Origin of the sequence: Streptomyces sp. NPDC058145 (assembly GCF_042884245.1) — a bacterium.
GTDB lineage: Bacteria > Actinomycetota > Actinomycetes > Streptomycetales > Streptomycetaceae > Streptomyces.
This window is the reverse complement of record NZ_JBHVUH010000002.1, coordinates 435,728-452,770: the sequence shown is the minus strand read 5'-3', so window position 1 is coordinate 452,770 and position 17,043 is coordinate 435,728. Positions and strand designations below refer to the sequence as shown.

Genomic DNA, 17,043 nt, shown 5'->3' with positions numbered 1-17,043 from the left:
GGCCCGCCCCCGGCCGCGCCCCGGTCTGCCGGAGACGGCACTCGGACACCTCTGCTCGTGCAACTCCGGCTGCCTTCCGACGGCTGGGCCCCGCCGGGCCGCCCCGCCGGCCTGACGCTCCTTCTGGACGGACACCGATGATCGAAACGACCACCTTCACCGAGACCTTCGCCGTCACCGCCGACAACCCGCTGCTGCACGGGCACGTCGTGTACGGCCGCAGCCTGCTGCCCGGCGTCGGCTACGTGGATCTGGTCCTGCAGGTCCTGGCCCGGCACGGACATCCCATGCCGGAAGTGGAGTTGCGCGATCTCGCCATTCTCGCCCCGCTGGTCGCCGGGCCAGGGGAGCGGGTGCTGACCACGGTCGAGGGGCGTCCCGCGGCGAACGGCGGCTGGCGGGTCGAGGTGCGCAGCCGCCGCCCCGCGGACACCGCAGAGGTGCTGCACGCCGTCGCGAACGTGCGCCGCCGGCCGCGCGTCACCTTCGGTGAACGGCTGGCGCTGCCCGTCGAGGGCGCCACCCGGCGCACCACGCTCGACGAGATCTACACCTGGTGCCGCGAGTACGACCTGCACCACTCGGGACTGATGAAACTCCGGGGAGTGGTCCACCACCGCACCCGCGACTGGGTCGCCGAACTCGAACTCGCCCCCGAGCACCAGGGTTCCGTCGCCGGGTTCCTCTTCCACCCCGCGCTGTTCGAGGCCGGCCTGCTGGGCGGTGGCGTCGCCCTCGGCATGCTGCACGGCGACAACGACGGCCCCGGCCTGTACCTGCCGCTGATGTTCGAACAGTTCCGCGCCGCCGGATCGCTCGGCGGGCGCTGCTACGTCCGCGTCCCCGCCGACTCCGTACGCCGGGACGAGGAACTGATCCGGCTGGTCGTGGAGTTCTACGACGCCGAGGGCGCGAAGGTGGCCGAGGTCGGCCGGTTCGTCGCCAAGCGGATTCGCGCCGCGGCCTCCCTCGACGTACGCGGGGACGCCCCCGCACCGGCCGGTCCGCTCCCCGCCGCACCGGCCGTCGCCGCGTCGCCGGGTGGTCTGGTGGATGTGGTGCGGGGGGCGGTGGCGGCCCGGTTGGGGGTGGCTGTCGACGGGATCGATGTGGGTTCGGGTTACTACGAGTTGGGGTTGGCGTCGGCCGATCTGCTGTCGCTGGTGGCGGAGTTGGAGGAGCGGCTGTCGGTGGAGTTGTCGCCGACGGTGATGTTCGAGTACCGGACGGTCGCCGAGCTGGCGGAGTGGCTGGAGACCCAGGTCCCCGCGCCCGTCCCGGCCACCGCGACGGCGTCGACGGTGCCCGTCCCGGCCGCGCCCGTTCCGGCCACGAGCCCGGCGACGCCCGCCGCGTCGCCGGGTGGTCTGGTGGATGTGGTGCGGGGGGCGGTGGCGGCCCGGTTGGGGGTGGCTGTCGACGGGGTCGATGTGGGTTCGGGTTACTACGAGTTGGGGTTGGCGTCGGCCGATCTGCTGTCGTTGGTGGCGGAGTTGGAGGAGCGGCTGTCGGTGGAGTTGTCGCCGACGGTGATGTTCGAGTACCGGACGGTCGCCGAGCTGGCGGAGTGGCTGGAGACCCAGGTCCCCGCTCCCGCCCCGGCCACCACGACGGCGTCGACGGTGCCCGTCCCGGCCGCGCCCGCTCCGGGGACGCCCGTTCCGCCGGCCACCGCCACGGCGGCCCCCGCCCGGACGGAAACCGTCGCGCCCGCCGTCCACGACCTCCCGCCCGCCCCGGCCGCCACTGCCGTGCGGTCCGCCACGTCGGGCCACGAGGCGCTCGGCGGCATCCGGGCCGCCCTCACCGACGAAGTGGCCGCCCTCCTCGGCGTCGACGCCGCCGATGTGCACGCCGACGCCGAGCTGGCCGAGTTCGGGCTGGACGTCACCGGACTCGCCCGCCTGGCCGACCGCGTCGGCGCGCGCCTGGGGCTGACCCTCGCCCCGGCGGCCCTCCGCGAGCACCGCACCCTGAACGCCCTCACGGCGCACCTGACGCCCGGGCACCACACCCCGGCGGCAGCGGCAGCGGCTCCGGTGCCGCACGCGCTGCTCCGCGGGACCGTCGGTGAGAACGACGGGGATGTGACGACGTACGAGACCCGCTTCACGGGCGACGAACCGTTCCTGCGGGACCATCAGGTGCACGGCGACCGGATCCTGCCCGGTGTCGCCCACCTGGAGATGGCGCGTGTGGCGGTCGCCCGGGCGCTGGGACAGGACGACGCGGCCACCGTCCGGCTGACCGACGTGGTGTGGCTGCGGCCCGCCGTCTGCGGCCCCGCCGGGCTCACCCTGCGGGTCAGGGTGCGGACCTCCGCGGCGGGCGGCTGCGCCTACGAGATCGAGAGCGTCGGCGACCACGGCGAGAGCACGCTCTGCGGCCAGGGCCGCGCGGTTGTCGGCCGGGACGGCACCCGCCGCACGCCGCTCCTCGGCGAACTGCGCGCGGCCTGCGCCGACACCTTCCACCCGGCCGAGCGGCTGTACGGCCTGTACGACCGCATGGGCATGGCCTACGGTCCCTCCCAGCGGTCCGTGACCGGGCTGCGCACCGGCACCGACGCCGAGGGGCGCCCCCAGGTCCTGGCCGAACTGCGGCTCCCGGCCGAGGCCGAACCGCTCGGCGCCGGCGCCCTGATGCACCCGAGCATCCTCGACGGCGCCCTCCAGGCGACGATCGGCCTGTGGCTGGACCAGGCGGCCGACGGCCGGTCCGCCGGGCTCGCCCTGCCGTTCGCCCTGGACCGCGCCGAACCCGTCACCGCCACCGCCGCCACGGCGTACGCCTGGATCCGGCACCAGCCCGGCTCGGACACCGGCGACGGCACGGCCCGCCTCGACGTCACCGTCCTCGACGAGCACGGCCGGGTGTGCGTGGAGCTGACCGGCCTGTCGACCCGCCTCCTGCCGGACCCGGCACCCCGGCGGACGACCACGAGCGCGGCCGCGGCCGACCCGGTCCCGGAGCCCGTGCGCGACGGCGACATCGCGATCATCGGGGTCAGCGGCCGCTACCCGCAGGCCGCCGACCTCGACGAGTTCTGGCAGAACCTGCGCTCGGGCCGCGACTGCGTCCGCGAGATCCCGGCCGACCGCTGGAACCGCGACCGCTACGCCGCGGCCGGCGCCGGTTCCTGGGGCGGCTTCCTGGACGACATCGACCGGTTCGACCCGCTGTTCTTCCAGATATCCCTGCTCGAGGCGGACCACCTCGACCCGCAGGAGCGCCTCTTCCTCCAGTGCGCCCACCACACCCTGGAGGACGCCGGGTACACCGCCGACCGACTTTCCCGCGGCGGCAGGGTCGGGGTGTACGTCGGGGTGATGTACCAGGAGTACCAGCTCCTTGGCGCCCAGGCGCAGGAACGCGGAGCGCCCGACGCCCTGTGGGGCAGCGCCTCCACGGTCGCCAACCGGGTCTCGTACTTCTACGACTTCCACGGCCCGAGCCTGGCCGTGGACACCATGTGCTCGTCCTCCCTGACCTCCATCCACCTGGCCTGCGAGGCGATCCGCAGCGGCCAGTGCGACACCGCGCTCGCGGGCGGCGTCAACCTCACCCCGCACCCCAACAAGTACCTCGTCCTCGGCCGCCGCGACTTCCTCTCCAGCGACGGCCGGTGCCGCAGCTTCGGCGAGGGCGGCGACGGCTACGTGCCCGGCGAGGGCGTCGGCGCCGTCCTGCTCAAACCGCTGGCGCGGGCCATCGCCGACGGCGACCAGATCCACGGCGTCATCAAGGCCACCGCGGTCAACCACGGCGGCCGCACCTCCGGGTACTCCGTGCCCACCCCAGTCGCCCAGGGCGAGGTGATCGCCGACGCGCTCACGGCCGCCGGTGTCGACCCCGGCGCCCTCGGCTATCTGGAGGCCCACGGCACCGGCACCTCACTCGGCGACCCCATCGAGGTGGCCGGTCTGCAGCGGGCCTTCCGCAGCGCGGGCGGCGCCCCCGAGCGCCTCGCGATCGGCTCCGTGAAGTCCAACATCGGGCACTGCGAGAGCGCCGCCGGCATCGCCGGCGTCACCAAGGTGCTGCTGCAGATGCGGCACGGCGAACTCGTGCCGAGCCTGCACTCCGCCACCCTCAACCCGCACATCGACTTCGACCGCACCCCCCTGCGTGTCCAGCGCACCCTGGAGCCGTGGCACCGCCCGGTCCGGGATGCCGACGGCGAGCGAACCACCCTGCCCCGGCTGGCCGGCGTCTCCAGCTTCGGCGGCGGCGGCTCCAACGCCCACGTGGTCATCGAGGAGTACCCGGCGCCGGCCCGCCCGGAGACCACTCCCGACGGACCCTTCCTGCTCGTGCTGTCCGCCCGGAACGAGGAGCAGCTCGTCGAGCAGGCCCGCCGCCTGCACACCCGGCTCGGCGAGTTGTCCGACGCCGACCTCCCCTCCGTGGCCTGGACCCTGCAGACCGGACGCATGGCCCTGGAGCAGCGCCTCGCCCTCGCCGTGGGTTCCCTCACCGAGGCCCGCGACCGGCTCGCCGCCTTCGCCGCCGCCCCCGCCGCGCCCGGGCCCTGGACCCGGGGGACCGTCCGCCCGGACCGGCAGGCTGACGACGACGCCGTCAGCGCCGCCGTGACCGCCTGGCGCGAACAGGGCAGGCACGAGGCCCTGCTCGCGCTCTGGGCCGAAGGCGGCGCCGTGAAGTGGGACCTCGCCGGTGCCACGGGCCCTGGCCCGTACCGCATCAGCCTGCCCGGCTACCCCTTCGCCCGCGAGCGCTGCTGGTTCGACCTCGACACCGAAGGCGCGCCGCGGCGGTCCGCCGGCGGTGACGACGGCGACGTCGTCCTGCTGCGGCCCCGCTGGACCGACCTGCCCGCCACCGGGGCCACCGCGCCCGGCGAGGCGTTCGCCGAACGGTACGTCGTCGTGTTCGGCCGGCTCACCGACGGCGACCGCGACACCCTGCGGGCCGCCCTGCCCGCCGACACGACCTGCACCGTCCTCGACCTCGCCGACGGCCCGCCGGACCGCCTGTACACCGACGCGGCGCGCCAGGTGTTCACCCTGACCCGCGACCTGCTGCTGCGCGGTGTCCGCCGGCCCACCCTGCTCCAGGTCGCCGCCGTGGGCACCGCCGGGGACGACCCGGCCGCCTGCCTCGGCGGGCTGGCGGGGCTGCTGCGCACCGCCCACCTGGAGAACCCGCGGCTGCACACGCAGTACGTGGAGTGCCTGGACGGCGCCGCCCCCGCCACCGTCGCCGCCCGTCTCGCAGCCGAGGCGGCCACCGGCCCGGAGCCGGAGGTGCGCCACCGTGACGGCCGCCGCCTGGTGCGCCGCCCCACCGAGGTCCCGCTGCGGCCCGCGCCGACGCCCTGGCGGGAGGGCGGTGTCTACCTTGTCACCGGCGGGGTCGGCGGACTGGGCCTCATCGTGGCCCGGGACATCGCCGCCGCCGTCGGCACGGCCACCGTGGTGCTCACCGGGCGCTCCCCGCTGACCGACGCCCAGCGGGCCGAGCTGGACGCCCTGCGCGCCACCGGCCTGACCGTCGACCACCGGCGCGCCGACGTCACCGACCGCGACGCCCTGGCCCGTCTGCTGGCCCACATCACCGACGAGCACGGGCCGCTGACCGGCGTGCTGCACTCCGCCGGCGTCGTCCACGACAACTTCCTCGTCCGCAAGAGCGCCGAGGAACTGGAGCGCGTCCTCGCCCCCAAGGTCGCCGGCCTCGTCCACCTCGACGAGCTGACCCGCGAGCAGCCGCTGGAGCTGTTCGTCTGCTTCTCCTCGATCGCCGGCGCCTTCGGCAACCCCGGCCAGGCCGACTACGCCGCCGCCAACGCGTTCATGGACGCCTACGCCGCCCACCGCAACCGGCTCGTCGACACGGGCCTGCGCAGCGGCCGTACCGTGTCCGTCGGCTGGCCGCTGTGGGACGAGGGCGGCATGGGAGCCGGAGACACGGTCCGGGAGCAACTGCGCGCCACGGGACTCGTGCCGCTCGACACCCGGCGTGGGCTCGCGGCACTGCGGTTCGCCCTGGCCGACGAGGGCGTACGCGAGGACGGCGGGCTGCTGGTCGTCGCGGGCGACCGCACGGCTCTGTCGGCCACGCTGACCCAGAGCGCCCCGCCGGCTCCGGCGACCGACGCCGCCCCGCCGGCCCCGGTCACGACGGATGCCCCGGACCCCGGCACCGGCACCGGCACCGGCACCGAAAGCGTCGCCGAATCCGCCACCGCCGTACCGGCCGTCGAGGAGCGGGCCGTGGCCCACCTGCGGCGGGTGCTCGCGGCGGCGCTGAAACTGGGACCCGAGCGGCTGGACCCCGACACGCCGTTGGAGCGGTACGGCATGGACTCGGTGCTCGCCGTGACCATGCTCCAGCCGCTGGAGGAGACCTTCGGCCCGCTGTCGCGGACGCTGCTGTTCGAGGTGCGGACCGTACGCGGCCTCGCCCAGTATCTCGCCGCGGACCATCCGGAGGCCCTGCGCGCCCTGGTCGGCGAGCCCGCCCCCGCGCCCGCCGCCGCCCCGGCCGTCGCGCCCCGGCTCCCGCGGACCCCGGCACCGGCCCGGCGCGAGAGCGAGCAGGGTGCGGACGGCATCGCCGTCATCGGGATCAGTGGACGCTACCCGCACGCCGACGACCTGGAGGAGTTCTGGGCGGCGCTGCGCGAGGGCAGGGACTGCGTCACCGAGGTGCCGGCCGACCGCTGGGACAGCGGCGACCGGGCCCAGTGGGGGGCGTTCCTGGACGGCATCGACCGCTTCGACCCGCTGCACTTCGGCATCGCGCCGAGCGAGGCCGCCGCCATGGACCCCCAGCAGCGGCTGTTCCTGGAGACGGTGTGGCACCTGCTGGAGCAGGGCGGCGTCACCCAGGAGGTCGTCGAGCGGCGCCACGGCCGGCGGGTGGGCGTCTACGTCGGCGCCGCCTACCAGATGTACCGGGCGGACGCGGCCGCCGACCCGGCCCTGGCGGCGCTCACCGCCTCCGCCTCGTACAACCTCATCGCCAACCGCGTCTCCCACTTCTTCGGCCTGGAGGGCCCGAGCCTGGCCGTGGACAGCATGTGCACGTCCTCCGCGATGGCCGTGCACCTCGCCTGTGCCGACCTGCTGCGCGGCGAGTGCGAGCTGGCCGTCGCCGGCGGCGTCAACCTGAACGTCCACCCCGACAAGTACCTGGCACTCGGCGAGATGCAACTGCTCGGCACCCACCCCGGCGCGCGCAGCTTCCGCGACGGCGACGGCTACCTGCCCGCCGAGGCGGTCGGCGCCGTCCTGCTCAAGCCGCTGGACGCGGCGCTGCGGGACGGTGACACCGTGCACGCGGTCATCCGGGGCACCGCCTCACTGCACGGCGGCCGCTCCAACGGCTTCATGACACCCAGTCACCGCACCCAGGTCGCCACCATGCGACGGGCCCTGGAACGGGCCGGCACCGCACCGGCCGACATCGGCTGCGTCGAGGCCGCCGCCAACGGCACCGCCTTCTCCGACGAGGTCGAAGTGCGCGCCCTGCGCGAGGTGTTCGCCGACGTCACCGAACCCGTGCCGGTGGGCACCGTGAAGTCGAACCTCGGCCACCCCGAGGCGGCCTCCGGCATCGCCCAGCTCACCAAGGTCGTGCTGCAGCTCCAGCACGGCCAGGTCGCCCCGCTCGTCGCCACCGGGACCGCCAACCCCCGGCTGGACCTGGAGGGTTCGGCCCTCCGGCTCGCCGACGAGCCGACCGGCTGGGAGCCGCGCGGTGGCGCCCCCCGTCGCGCCCTCATCAACTCCGTGGCGGCCGGCGGCAGTCACGTCAGCATCGTCGTCGAGGCGCCGCCCGCTCCCGTCCGCACGGTGCCGGACGACCCGGCACCGCAGGTCGTCCTGGTCTCCGCCCGCACCCCCGAGCTGCTGCGCACGGCCGTGGGCCGACTGCACGACTTCCTCGACGGCGACGCCACGGTGAGCCTCGCCGACCTCGCCTACACCTCGCAGCTCGGCCGGGAGCCCCAGGCAGAGCGGCTCGCCGTGGTGGCCGCCGACCGCGGGCAACTCCGCGACGCCCTCGCCGCCGAGCTCGCCGAGGGCCCGGCCACGACGGCCGTCCGGGCGAGCGTGCACCGCGGCAACGCCGAGGAGGACGCCGGACCGCTCGCCGCGGTCCTGACCGGCGCCCGCGGCGAGGGCTTCCTCGCCGGACTGGTCCAGGACCGCGCCCTGGAGCAGCTCGCCGAACTCTGGGCGCGCGGCGTCCGGGTGCCGTGGGCCGGCCTGCACGACGGGCCCCGCCTCATGGCACCGCTGCCGCCGACGGCCTTCGAGACGGGCCGCTACTGGGTCGGCCGCACCCCAGAGCAGCCCGCCGCCACCCGGCGGCCGGCGACCGAACCGCCCGCGCCGGACACGCCCGCCGAGCCCGGCACGCCCTCCGACACCCTGGGCACGATGACGCGCGCCTGGGCCGACGTCCTGGGCGTCGCCCCGGAGCGGCTGGACGGCCGCAGCGACTTCTTCGCCCTCGGCGGCAACTCGCTGCTGGCCACCCGCCTCATCAACCGGCTGACCGAACGGGTGGGCGTGGAGCTGCCGGTGGAGGCGGTCTTCAGTGCGCCCCGGCTCGCCGACATGGCCCTGGAGCTCGGGCGGCGCGCCGTCCGCACGACGGACGCGGGCACGCTCGACGTGGACCTGATCCTCGAAAGCATCGCCCTCGTCGAGCACATGAGCGACGAGGAGCTGGACGCCCTGGACATCGAGAGCTGAGGCAGAGGTTGACGATGGACATCACCAGTCAGGACACCGGACTGGACCTCGTCCGGAGGATCCGCTCCCTGCCCGCGAAGCGGCAGCGCGCCGTGATCGCGCTGCTGCGCAAGCAGGGCGTCGACCTGTCCGCGCTGCGTGCCGTGCCGCGCCTGCCGCGTGACACCGGCGAGCCGCTGCCGCTGTCGTTCACCCAGCAACGCCTGTGGTTCCTGGAGAAGCTGGGCGGCACGGGCGCCGCGTACAACATCCCGGTGGCGATGCGGCTCAGCGGCCGCCTCGACCGTCCCGCGCTGCTGCGGGCCCTGACGGCGGTCGTCCAGCGGCACGAGGTGCTGCGCACCCGGTTCGCCGAACACGAGGGCGTACCGGGGCAGATCGTCGGTGACGGCGCCGACTTCACCGTCACGCAGGAGGAACTCGCCGACCCGGCGCACCTGCCCGGGATCTGCCGGGAGGAGGCCGCCGCCCCGTTCGACCTGGCGCGCGGACCGCTCATCCGTGCCCGTCTGCTGCGGCAGTCCGAACAGGAGCACCACCTGCTCGTCACGACCCACCACAGCGTCTGCGACGGCTGGTCGGTCGGGGTGTTCTTCCGTGATCTGGTGGCCTGTTACGAGGCGTTCGGTGCGGGCCGGCCCGCACCGCTCGAACCCCTGCCCGTCCAGTACGCCGACTGGGCGCACTGGCAGCGGCAGTGGCTCGCCGACGAGGTGCAGGAACGCCAGGTCGGCTACTGGAAGCGCCAGTTGGCGGGCGTCGACCCCCGGCTCACCCTGCCCACCGACCGGGAACGCCCCCGCGTGAAGACGTACGCGGGCGCCAGTGAGACCTTCAGCTGCCCCGCCGAACTGCTCGGCGCGCTGCGCGAGGTGGCCAAGTCCCACGACGCCACCCTCTACATGACCCTCCTGGCGGCCTACGACGTCGTCCTGAACCGCTATACGCACCAGAGCGACATCGCCGTCGGCACCGTGGTCGCCGGCCGCAACCGGCGCGAGGCGGAGGACCTGGTCGGCTTCTTCGCCAACACCCTGGTGATGCGCACCGACCTGTCCGGCGACCCCGCCTTCCCGGAACTCCTCGCGCGCGTCAGGAAGACCGCGCTGGAGGCCTACGACCACCAGGACGTGCCGTTCGAGGCCGTGGTGGACGCGCTCGACACCGAGCGCAGCCTCGCTCACTCGCCGGTCTTCCAGACCCTGTTCGTCCTCCAGGAGGCGCAGACCGATCGCTCCGCGTCCCTCGGCGACCTCGACGTCACCCCGGTCGACGTCGAGCTGACTTTCACCAAGTTCGACCTCACCGTCGACCTGCGGGAGACCCCGGACGGGCTGGCCGGCACCGTCGAGTACAACACCGACCTGTACGACCGGGAGACCGTCCGGCGCTTCATCGGCCACTACACGCGGCTGCTGGAGGCCGTCGCGGCCGACCCGTCCCGGCCCCTGTCCGGGCTGAGCATGGTGGACGCCGGGGAGCGCCGCCGGGTGGTCGAGGTGTGGAACGACACCGGGCGGCCGTACTCCGCCGACCGCTGCCTGCACGAGCTGTTCCAGGACGAGGTGGGCCGCCACCCGGAGCGCACCGCGCTCGTCGACGCCGACCGCTCCTGGACCTACGGCGAACTCAACGCCTGGGCCAACCGCATCGCCCACGGTCTGCGCGGGCACGGCGTCGGACCGGACACCCTCGTCGGCCTGCACGCGCACCGCTCCGCCGAGATGGTCGCCGGCATCCTGGGCACCCTCAAGGCCGGCGGCGCCTACCTGCCCATCGAGCCGACCCACCCCGACGCCCGGCGCGCCGCCCTCGTCGAGTCCACCGGCGTCCAGGTCGTCCTCACCCAGCCGGACCTGGACACCGAGCCCCTGCGCGGCGCCGCCCACCTGCTCGGCCTGCACCGCGACGGCACCCTGCGCGACCGGGCCGGGCAGGACGTCACCGGCGGCCGCGAGGACGACCTGCCCGCCGGCGAACTCGGGCTGACCGGCGAGCACCTGGCCTACGTCATCCACACCTCCGGCTCCACCGGCCGCCCCAAGGGCGTCATGATCGAGCACCGGGCGGCGGTCAACCGCATCGAGTGGATGCAGAACGAGTACCGCCTCGGTGAGGACGACGTCGTCCTGCAGAAGACCCCGTACAGCTTCGACGTGTCGGTGTGGGAGTTCTTCTGGCCCCTGCTCTCCGGCGCCCGGCTCGCCGTCGCCGAGCCCGGCGGCCACCGCGACCCCGCCTACCTGGTCTCCGCCGTCCGCCGGTTCGGCGTGACCACCCTGCACTTCGTGCCCTCCATGCTGCGCACGATCGTCGAGGAGCCGGGCTGGAGCGAGTGCACCACCGTCCGCCACGTCTTCTGCAGCGGCGAGGCCCTGCCCCCGGACCTGTGCGCCCGCCATTACGAGCGCCACCCGGCGCCCCTGCACAACCTCTACGGCCCCACCGAGGCCGCCGTCGACGTCAGCCACTGGGCCTGCCCCGCCGGACCCGCCCCGCGCACGGTGCCCATCGGCCGGCCCATCCAGAACATCCGGCTGTACGTCCTGAACGAGGCCCGCGAGCCCCAGGGCATCGGCTGCGCCGGCGAGCTGTACATCGCCGGCGCCGGACTTGCCCGCGGCTATCTCCACCAGCCGGAACTGACCCGCGAACGGTTCGTGCCCGACCCGTTCGGCGAGCCCGGATCGCGCATGTACCGCACCGGCGACCTGGCACGGTGGCTGCCCGACGGCACCCTGGAGTTCCTCGGCCGTGCCGACGGCCAGGTCAAACTGCGCGGCTTCCGCATCGAGTTGGGCGAGATCGAGCACCGCCTCGCCGAGCACCCGGCCGTGCGGGCCTGCGCCGTCCTCGTCCGCGAGGACCAGCCGGGCAGCCCCCGCCTCGTCGCGTACACCGTCCTGGACCCCGGTCACCCGTGCGACGACCACCGGGCCGAGCTGACCCGGCACCTGGCGGCCGCCCTGCCCGACTACATGGTGCCCGGCGCCTTCGTCGTCCTGGACGCCCTGCCCGTCACGGCCCACGGCAAGCTCGACCGGGCGGCCCTGCCCGCCCCCGGCATCGACGCCTTCGCCCAGCGCGCCTACGTCGCCCCCGCCACCCGCACCGAACGGCTGCTCGCCCGGGTATGGGCCGAACTGACCGGGTTCGACGCCGAACGGATCAGCGCCGAGGACAACTTCTTCGCCCTCGGCGGCCACTCCCTGATGATCACCGTGCTGGTGGCCCGGCTCAAGGAACACGGCCTGAACGTGGCCGTGCAGGACGTCTTCGCCGAGCCCGGCCTCGCGGCCCTCGCCGCCCGGATCGACGACACCCCCGACGCGGCCGGGTACAGCGCCCCGCCCAACCTGATCCCGGACGGCTGCACCCGGCTCACCCCGGAACTGCTGCCCCTGATCGACCTCACCCAGGACCAGCTCGACACGATCACCGCGGCCGTGCCCGGCGGCGCGCCCAACGTGCAGGACGTCTACCCGCTGCTCTCGACGCAGGAGGGCATCCTCTTCCACCACCTGATGGACCCGGACCACGACCCCTACCTCGTCTCCACCCTCTACGTCGCCGACGACGAAGCGGCGTGCGCCCGGTTCACCGCCGCCCTGCAGGCGGTCGTCGACCGCCACGACGTGATGCGCACCGCCGTCCTCACCACCGGACTGCCCGAACCCGTGCAGGTCGTGCACCGCACCGCCCGGCTGCCGCTGCGCCGCGTCCGTCTCGAACCCGGCGGGGACGCCGGGCAACAGGCCCGCTCCCTGACGGCCGGACCCGAGCGGATGAGCCTCGACAGCGCGCCGCTGCTGCGGCTGACGGTCGCCGAGGACCCGGACTCCGAGCGCCGGTACCTCCTGCTGACCGCCCACCACCTCATCGAGGACGCCACCTCGCTGCGGCTCACCCTCGGGGAGCTGGCCCTGCACATGGCCGGCCGCACCGACCTGCTGCCGCCCCCGCCGCCGTACCGCGACTTCGTCGCCCACACCATGAGCCGGCAGGCCGGCGACGAGGCGGAGGACCACTTCCGCGCCGCCCTCGGCGACGTCACCGAGCCGACGTTCCCCTTCGGCCTGGCCGACGTGCACGGCGACGCCCGCCGGGTCACCCGACTGCGCCGCACCCTCCCCGCGGAACTCACCGGCGAGCTGCGCGCCCACGCCAGGCGGCTGCGGCTCAGCCCCGCCTGCCTGTTCCACGCCGCCTGGGCACGGGTCGTGGCCGCGTGCAGCAACCGCGACGACGTCGTCTTCGGCTCGGTGATGTCCGGACGGCTCCAGGGCGTGCCCGGCGTGGAGCGAATGCTCGGCAACTTCATCAACACCCTCCCGCTGCGGGTCCGGCTGGCCGATCGCACCGTCCGCGAGCTGATCGACGACGTCGACGTCGCGCTGCGCGGCCTGGTCGCCCGCGAGCACACCCCGCTGGGCCTGGCCCAGCGGTGCAGCGGCATGGACGGCGACGCCCCGCTGTTCAGCGCCGTCGCCAACTTCCGCCACTTCGAACCCGGGCACGGCGAGGCCGAGGCCCCGCGCATCGACGACGCCGGAGTGCGGTTCGTCGCCGCCGCCGACGGCATCAACTACCCGGTGTCGGTGTCCGTCGACGACTTCGGCAGCGAACTCTCCCTCGACCTCCAGGTCGACGACTCGCTGTCCGCCGACGCCGTCGCCGGCTACCTCCTCACCGCCCTCACCGGCCTGACCGAGGCCCTCGCCGCCGACGACGGAACCGGCACCCGCGCCCTGGACCTCGACGTGCTGCCCGGCGCCGAGCGGCGGCGCCTGCTGACCGAGTGGAACGACACCGGCACCCCGATGCCGGCTCCCACCCTCACCGCCGCCTTCGCCGCCCAGGCCGCCCGCACCCCCGACGCGACGGCGCTCGTGCACGAGGACCAGGCCCTGACCTACGCGGAGTTCGACGCCCGCGCCAACCGGCTCGCGCACTGGCTGATCGAGCGGGGCGCCGGCCCCGAGCGGATCGTCGGCGTCGGCATGGCGCGCTCCCTCGACCTGCTCGTCGCGATCTACGGCATCCTCAAGTCCGGCGCCGCCTACCTGCCGCTCGACCCCGACCTGCCCGACGAGCGCCGCGAGACGATGGTCTGCGACGCCCGCCCGCTGCTCGTCCTCGACGAGCTGCCCGATACCTCCGGCACGGCGGACACCGACCCCGGCGCCGAGGTCCGCCCGGACCACCCCGCCTACGTGCTGTACACCTCCGGCACCACCGGCCGGCCCAAGGGCGTCGTCATCACCCACCGGGCCGGCATGAACTGGCTCGCCTGGGACCAGGGCGTCTACCGGGGCGAGGAGGGCGACCGGATCCTGTTCAAGACCTCCATCGGCTTCGACGTCTCCGTCAAGGAGCTGTTCTGGCCGCTGCAGGTCGGCGCGACGATCGTCATCGCCCGCCCCGGCGGCCAGAAGGACCCCGAATACCTGGCCTCGGCCGTCCGGGAACACGGCATCACCGACATCGACTTCGTGCCCTCCATGCTCGCCGAGTTCCTCTCCGAGCCGGCCGCCGCCGAGTGCACCGGCCTGGTCCGGCTCGAGGCGACCGGCGAACCGCTGTCCGTGGAGCTGGCCGAGCGGGTGGCGCGCGCCCTGCCCGACACCCTGCTGTTCAACCTGTGCGGCCCCACCGAGGTGGGCGGCGCCCTCGGCCTGTACGGCCCGTACACCCCCGAGCCCGGCGCCACCCGCGTGCCCATCGGCGCGCCCGTGTACAACACGCAGGCGTACGTCCTCGACAACGCGTTGCGGCCGCTGCCGACCGGCGTCGCCGGCGAGCTGTACATCGCCGGCGACCAGCTCGCCCGCGGCTTCCTCGGCCGGCCGGGGCTGACCGCCGAGCGGGTCGTGGCCAACCCGTTCACCCCGGGTACCCGCATGTACCGCACCGGCGACCTGGTGCGGTGGCGTTCCGACGGGCTGATCGAGCACCTCGGCCGGGTCGACGACCAGGTCAAGATCCGCGGCTTCCGGGTCGAGCCCGGCGAGATCGAGAACGCCCTGCACGGGCACCCCGCCGTGCACCGGGCCGTCGTCCTGCCGCGCGGCACCGGCGCCGCCCGTTCCCTCGTCGCCTACGTCAGCCCGGTGCGGCACCCGCGCGAGGAGGCCGGATCGGACGCACCGCAGGCCCGGCGGCTCAAGGAGTACCTGGCCGCGCGGCTGCCCGACTACATGGTGCCCACCGCGTTCGTCGTCCTCGACGAACTGCCCGTCAACCGCAACGGCAAGGTCGACCGCGGTGCCCTGCCCGAGCCGACCGAGGCCGACCTGGCCCGCGAGGAGTACGTCGCCCCGCACACGCCCACCCAGCGCGAGCTGTGCCGCATCGTGTCGGAGGTGCTGGGGGTCGCCCGCGTCGGCCTCAACGACGGCTTCTTCGACCTCGGCGGGCACTCCCTGCTGGCCACCCGGCTCTCGCTGCGGGTGAAGAAGGAGATGGGCGCGGACCTCCCGCTCCAGGTGGTCTTCACCGCCTCCGGCATGGCCGAGATGGCTGCCGCGGTGGACGACCTGCTCGGCGGCGGGCGGAGCGGCGCGGCGCGAGCCGGTTCGGCCGCAGCGCCCGCCGAAGACACCGCCTCGGCGCCGGGAGGCCCGGCCGGCGCGGTGGACGACGCGCCCGGTGGGCAGGAGGGCTCGGCGCCTGCCGGTTCGCCCCTCGTGCCGGGTGACGGCACCGCCTCGGTCTCGCAGGAGGGCGAACCGCGGGCAGCCGGCTCTGCCGCCGCCGACGGCGTCGCCTCGGTGCCGGGCGGCCAGGGCAGCGCGACGCCGGCCGAACCGGCCGACCCGGCCGATCCGCCCGGCCTGCCGGTCGAGGACGCCGCGCCCCTGTCCCTGCAGCAGCGGGACCTGTGGTTCCTCGACCGGCCCGGGCATCTGGCCGCCGCGCACGACAACGTGCAGCTCGCCTTCCGGCTCGACGGGCCGCTCGACCGCGACGCCTTCGTCCGCAGTGTGCGCGCCCTCGTGGAACGTCATGCCGTGCTGCGCACCGGCTACCACCGCCGGCCCGGCGGCGACCTCACCCAGCGCGTGCACGACGCGGCCGGCTTCGCGGTGTCCGTCGCGCCCGCCCCGCTCGACGAGGCGGGCCTCGCCGCCTGGCTGCGCGCCGAACGGGCCCGGCCCTTCGACCCCGAGGGGCCGTACGCGCTGCGCTCCCATCTGCTCACGCTCGCCGACGACCGGCACATCGCCGTACTGACCCGCCCGTGGGGCGTCTTCGACGGCTGGTCGGTGAACATCGTCCTGACCGAACAGCAGGCCCTGTACCGGGCGTTCGCCCGAGGCGAGGAGCCGGAGCTCGCGCCGCTGCCGATGAGTTACGCCGACTTCGCCCGCCGGCAGGCCACGGCCGTCACGGCCGAGGAGCTCGACCGCCAGCGGGACCACTGGCTGCGACGGCTCGACGGAGCGCCCGGGTGCCTGTCGGCGCGCACCGACTACGAACGGTGCCCGGTGAAGACGTACCGGGGCGCCCACGTCGAGCTGAGCGCCCCCGGCGATGTGGCCGCCGGTCTGAGGCGGCTCGGCCAGGATCACGGCGCCACCCTCTACATGACGCTGCTGTCGGCGTTCGCCGCCCTGCTCGGCGGCGAGAGCGACGACCCCGACCTGGTCATCGGCACCCCGGTCGCCAACCGGCCCGACGCCGAACTGGAGGGCGTGGTCGGCTACTTCGTGAACATGCTGCCGATGCGTCTCGACGCGGACCCGCGGCGCGCCTTCACCGAGTTGCTGGCCCAGGCCAAGGACGCCACCGGCGAGGCCCACGCCCACAAGGACGTGCCGTGCGCGGACCTCGTCGGCGCCCTGGTGCCGCACCGCGACCCGGCCCAATCCCCGCTGTTCCAGGCCACGTTCAACCTACTGCCCACCTGGGACGTGCCGTCGGCCGACGACGCCGGCGCCCTGGTGGTGACCCAACTGCGCACCGACGCCGGCACGTCCCGGTACGACCTGAGCCTGGTGGTGCAGGAGACCGGCGCGGGACTGGCCGGCTACCTGGAGTACAGCACCGACCTGTTCACCCCGGCCACGGCCGAGCGCCTCGCCCGTGCCTACGAACACCTCCTCGCCCGGATCGCCCAGGACCCCGGCGGCTCGCTCGCCGAACTGCGCGCCCCGGCACCGGTCACCGGCGGGGGCCGGCCGCCCGCCCCGCGCACCGGCGCCGCCAGGCCCCAGCCAAAGAGCGGCCGGCGCCCCGCACGACGCAGGACCGGACGGTGAACCGCCGCCGTCGGTCACGGCCGCCGCGGTGCCCGGCCCCGGCACCCCCGACG

The 17,043-nt window shown here is 74.8% G+C and carries 2 protein-coding genes; both read left to right on the top strand.

The genetic code is table 11. The features are described from left to right. Nucleotides 1-137: 137 nt before the first annotated feature. Nucleotides 138-8,729: an SDR family NAD(P)-dependent oxidoreductase gene (locus ACFVVO_RS05880; protein ID WP_390052040.1), complete on the top strand. Its 8,592-nt coding sequence runs from the start codon at nt 138-140 to the stop codon at nt 8,727-8,729. Nucleotides 8,730-8,743: 14 nt separating this feature from the next. Then, nucleotides 8,744-16,990, top strand: a complete 8,247-nt coding sequence (locus ACFVVO_RS05875; protein WP_390052038.1) for an amino acid adenylation domain-containing protein — start codon at nt 8,744-8,746, stop codon at nt 16,988-16,990. Nucleotides 16,991-17,043: the final 53 nt, after the last annotated feature.

What these genes read in the sequence shown, in the direction of transcription:
- ACFVVO_RS05880 (WP_390052040.1), top strand. Translation starts at nt 138, where the DNA reads ATGATCGAAACGACCACCTTCACCGAGACCTTCGCCGTCACCGCCGAC.
- ACFVVO_RS05875 (WP_390052038.1), top strand. Translation starts at nt 8,744, where the DNA reads ATGGACATCACCAGTCAGGACACCGGACTGGACCTCGTCCGGAGGATC.